Source organism: uncultured Helcococcus sp., assembly GCF_946998255.1.
Taxonomy (GTDB): Bacteria; Bacillota; Clostridia; order Tissierellales; family Peptoniphilaceae; genus Helcococcus.
In genome coordinates this window covers 1-4086 of sequence record NZ_CAMPYN010000080.1, presented here as the reverse complement: position 1 = coordinate 4086, position 4086 = coordinate 1, and the positions used below count along the sequence as shown (strand labels likewise).

The window sequence follows — 4086 nt, the reverse complement described above, 5'->3', positions numbered from 1 at the left end:
TGACACGGACGTTTTGCCCAACCTGCTTAACCGAATATGAATAATGAAGAGGTAGATGACAGTTTTTGTGACGGATATTTTAACCCTAAAACCCCTTCGTCATACTACTCTTTCATTATACAAAAATAGTGCAAGATTGAAATTACTTTCTCTCTTACACTATTTATGGTACTAAATAACCCCTATAAATAGGAGTAAAAAAACTTTTAGTATCAAATTAGTATCAATAAAAAATAAACGGCTATTTCTAGCCGTTTACATTATATACTGGTCGGAGTGAGAGGATTCGAACCTCCGACCCCTCGGTCCCAAACCGAGTGCTCTACCAAGCTGAGCCACACTCCGACGACAAATATTATTATAGGACATTAAAAAATAAATGTCAAGGGAAATTAAAAGTATTTTAGTCAGAGGATAATTTATATCCTCTGACCACTTTTATCTTCTTCTTAATTTCTCTTTATTTTCCATTATTCTTCTGGAAAGTTCAAGCTTACTATCTTCTGCAACTGCTAGTTTGTTTATCCAGTTTAAGGACTTACCTGTTCCCTTTACAACTGATGAAATAGGATCATCTGCAATATTAACAGGAATTTTAATTAAGCCTTGGATTTTTTCCTTCATACCTCTGATTAAGGCTCCCCCACCTGTTAATGTTACCCCACTTTCATATAGGTCTGAAACTAATTCTGGTGGTGTAGTAGATAAAACTTGTTTAGCACCATTAGCTATTTCTGTAAGCATATTATCTAGGGCTTCATCAACATCATCTAAGTTTAAGCTAACTTCTTCTGGAAGACCTGTAGAAATATTTCTACCCTTAACTGTAAATTCAGTCAAGTCTGACTCTATAGATCCCAGATTCTTCTTAACTTTTTCAGCTGTTTTTTCACCAATAATTACATTTCTAGTAGACCTTATATAATCAATTATGTCTTTATCAGCCTGGTCACCAGCAGTTCTCAAGGAAGCAGAAGTAACTATTCCACCCCTTGCAATTACTGCAATATCAGATGTACCACCACCGATATCTATTATCATAGATCCCCTAGCATCACCAATTTCAATTCCACAACCTATAGCTGCAGCTAAAGGTTCTTCTATAAGGTGAACTTCATTGGCACCAGCCTTTATACCGGCTTGTTTTACAGCCCTCATTTGCACCTGGTTAGCACCTGAAGGTACACAAATGATTAAATCTGGTCTGAAAAGTGTTGTCCCTATTGATTCTTTAATAAAATATTTTAACATTTTTTCTGTTGCTTCATAATTTGTGATAACACCGTCTTCTAATGGTCTTACTGCAACTATGTGGCCTGGAGTCCTACCAAGCATTTCCTTGGCTTTTTCCCCTACAGCAACGACTTCATCGGTAAATGTGTTTACTGCAACTACAGATGGTTCGTTTAATATAACTCCATGAACTCTAGAATAAACCAAAACTGAAGTTGTCCCTAAATCTATTGCAATTCTTTTTCTTATATTCATAATATCCTCAAAAATTAACTAATTTACTCTTTTATGTATAAAAATTATACCATAAAAGACCATAGAAGAAATATTTATTTTGGTGTATAATTTATGGACTGGAGTTAACTAAAAGAAAGGAAATTTTATGAAAAAGACATTAGTATTTGATATGGATGGAACACTTTTAGACTCAATGGGTATGTGGAAAAGAATCTACGAAGACCTAAAAGCTAACTTGGACCAGGTTGATAATCTAGATGAATTCATGGCCGAAGAAGATTCTATGATTCATTATATATATGAAAATATAGAGGAAGAATTTGGTCATATGGCTAAGGGTAAAATTTTAAGATATCTTCACGACCACCTTATAAAAGAATATTCCGACTCTGACGCTTGCAAACCTTCAGTATATGACAAATTGAAAGAATGGCATGATATGGGATATGACATGTACCTTGCTACAGCAACTGATCATAGGTATGCAAAAATAGGAATCGAATCAAATAATTTAGATGGATTTTTGAAAGAACTATTCACACCTGATACCCTTGGCTACAGCAAGAGCGATATTAGGTACTATCAAGCTATTGTAGAAAAAACTGGTGTAGACCCAGAAAATATTGTATTTTTTGACGATGCTAGATATGCTACAGAACTAGCCAATGAAGCAGGTTTTACAACCATTGCTGTCTATGATGAAAATATGACAGAAAGAGAAGAAAACAAAAAAATTGCAGACTATTTTATTGAAGACTTTAGTCAAGTAGAAGATAAGATGATTAAATAGCTTATAGCCTCTAAATTTTAGAGGCCATTTTTATTTTAAAATAAAAAAGCAGCCAGGCTGCTTTTTTTGGAGTTAATTATGATGAAAAAGAATAAACAATTTTGTGCCAGTCTTAAAATATCTATCTTTTACGATTAAATAATATAACACTATGAAAACATTGTCAAGGACATTTTATCATTTTTAGAAAATAAATTATAAGCTTTATACTCATCTTTATTTGAGATTAGGATACTACTGTTATTTATCAGTATTTCCTAAGAAATTGTTTTCATGTTTTCATTTTCGGAAAATATTAAATATTTTTAATAGTTTCAATTAGGTCCTTATTTTCATCAGTATTCTTAAATAGTTTTAATATTTGTTGTAAACTTTGATCAACTCTTGTGTCTTTAAACATTCTTCTTACTTTTACAAAGGCTTCTCTTTCCTCTTTTGTTAACAACAACTCATCACGTCTTGTTCCAGATTGGACAATATCTATAGCTGGATAAATTGATAATTGGGCTAGACTCCTATCTAGGTGTAACTCCATATTACCAGTTCCCTTAAATTCTTCATAAATCATATCATCCATTCTTGAACCTGTATCTAACAAACAGGTTGCAATTATAGTTAGGGAACCCCCCTCCTCTATATTTCTTGCAGCACCAAAAAATCTCTTAGGATTATGAAGAGCCAGTGGATCTAAACCACCAGACAAGGTTTTACCAGATGACGGGGTCAAGACATTGTAGGCTCTTGCCATTCTCGTTATAGAGTCTAGCAATATTACCACATCTCTACCTTCCTCTACCAGCCTCTTAGCTCTTTCTAGGGTCATTTCTGTTACCCTGGCATGGTGTTCCAATTGTTCATCAAAGGTTGAAGCAACCACCTCTGTCTTCATTGATTCAGGCCTATCTTGGGTATATTTGTTTACTGATCTTTCTATATCAGTAACTTCTTCAGGTCTTTCATCAATAAGTAAAATAAATATTTTCACTTCAGGATGGTTCTTTTCTATTGCATTTGCCAAGGACTTTATAATATTGGTCTTACCTGTTTTAGGTGGAGCAACTATAAGTCCTCTTTGTCCCTTACCTATAGGAGATGCTAAAGAAATAAGTCTATTTGTAATATTATTTTTACTATCAATTAAATCCAATTTATTTTTTGGATAAATAGGTCTTAAATCTTCAAAGTTTCTTCTCTTATAGGCATTTTCAGGTCCATGGTTGTTTATAGCATTTACATATATAAGCGGAGGATGTTTTTCATTTTCATTTAAACTTGGTCTAATCAACCCCCTAATATGGTCACCCGTTTTCAACTTAAATCTTCTAATTTGAACTGGTGAAACAAAAACATCATCATCTCCAGAGTTAAAGTTTTCAGTACGAATAAATCCATAACCATCTGGTAAAACCTCTAGCAAACCTTCAATTTCTTTGGTTTCATTATTTGATTTTTCCTTATTTTCTTTATTATGGTCATATTTAGAATTAGAATTATTAGATGTTGAACTTTTAGAATCGTCTGATTTTTTAAAATTGTTATTTTCATTGAAAGCTGAATTTTCTTGGGCTTTTATTACACTTATTAATTCTGCTTTATTATATTTTGATATGGATTTAATCCCCATATCCTTGGCTATTTCTTTAAGCTCAGAAAGCTTCATATCATTATAGTTTTCCACACTATCTCCTTTATTTTTTTATCTTATATATACTTTATCACAAATAAAGAAAGAATAAAAAAAGATGTGTAAAACATGAGTCTTACACATCTAATCTTTAATCAAATTAAGCTTTGTTTGCTGAACCGAAGATTTCTACTTTTTCTCT

3 protein-coding genes and 1 tRNA gene are annotated in these 4086 nt (G+C 32.6%); 1 reads left to right on the top strand and 3 read right to left on the bottom strand.

Translation table 11 applies throughout. The features are described from left to right. Nucleotides 1-268 precede the first annotated feature (268 nt). Nucleotides 269-345, bottom strand: a tRNA-Pro gene (locus Q0U66_RS05575). A 93-nt stretch (nucleotides 346-438) separates the two neighbouring features. Further along, on the bottom strand, nucleotides 439-1488 hold the full coding sequence (locus Q0U66_RS05570; protein ID WP_297378487.1) for a rod shape-determining protein: 1050 nt from the start codon (nucleotides 1486-1488) through the stop codon (nucleotides 439-441). Nucleotides 1489-1615: 127 nt separating this feature from the next. Between Q0U66_RS05570 and Q0U66_RS05565 the strand changes: the two genes are divergently transcribed. Further along, entirely contained in the window at nucleotides 1616-2260 is a 645-nt protein-coding gene (locus tag Q0U66_RS05565; RefSeq protein ID WP_297378484.1) for an HAD-IA family hydrolase, read from the top strand. Nucleotides 2261-2555: 295 nt separating this feature from the next. Here Q0U66_RS05565 and rho read toward each other — a convergent pair whose 3' ends face one another. Continuing rightward, a complete protein-coding gene (rho, locus tag Q0U66_RS05560; protein ID WP_297378481.1) occupies nucleotides 2556-3938 on the bottom strand; it encodes a transcription termination factor Rho in 1383 nt (460 codons plus the stop codon). Nucleotides 3939-4086 lie beyond the last annotated feature (148 nt).

What these genes read in the sequence shown, in the direction of transcription:
- Q0U66_RS05565 (WP_297378484.1), top strand. Translation starts at nt 1,616, where the DNA reads ATGAAAAAGACATTAGTATTTGATATGGATGGAACACTTTTAGACTCA.
- Q0U66_RS05570 (WP_297378487.1), bottom strand. Translation starts at nt 1,488, where the DNA reads ATGAATATAAGAAAAAGAATTGCAATAGATTTAGGGACAACTTCAGTT.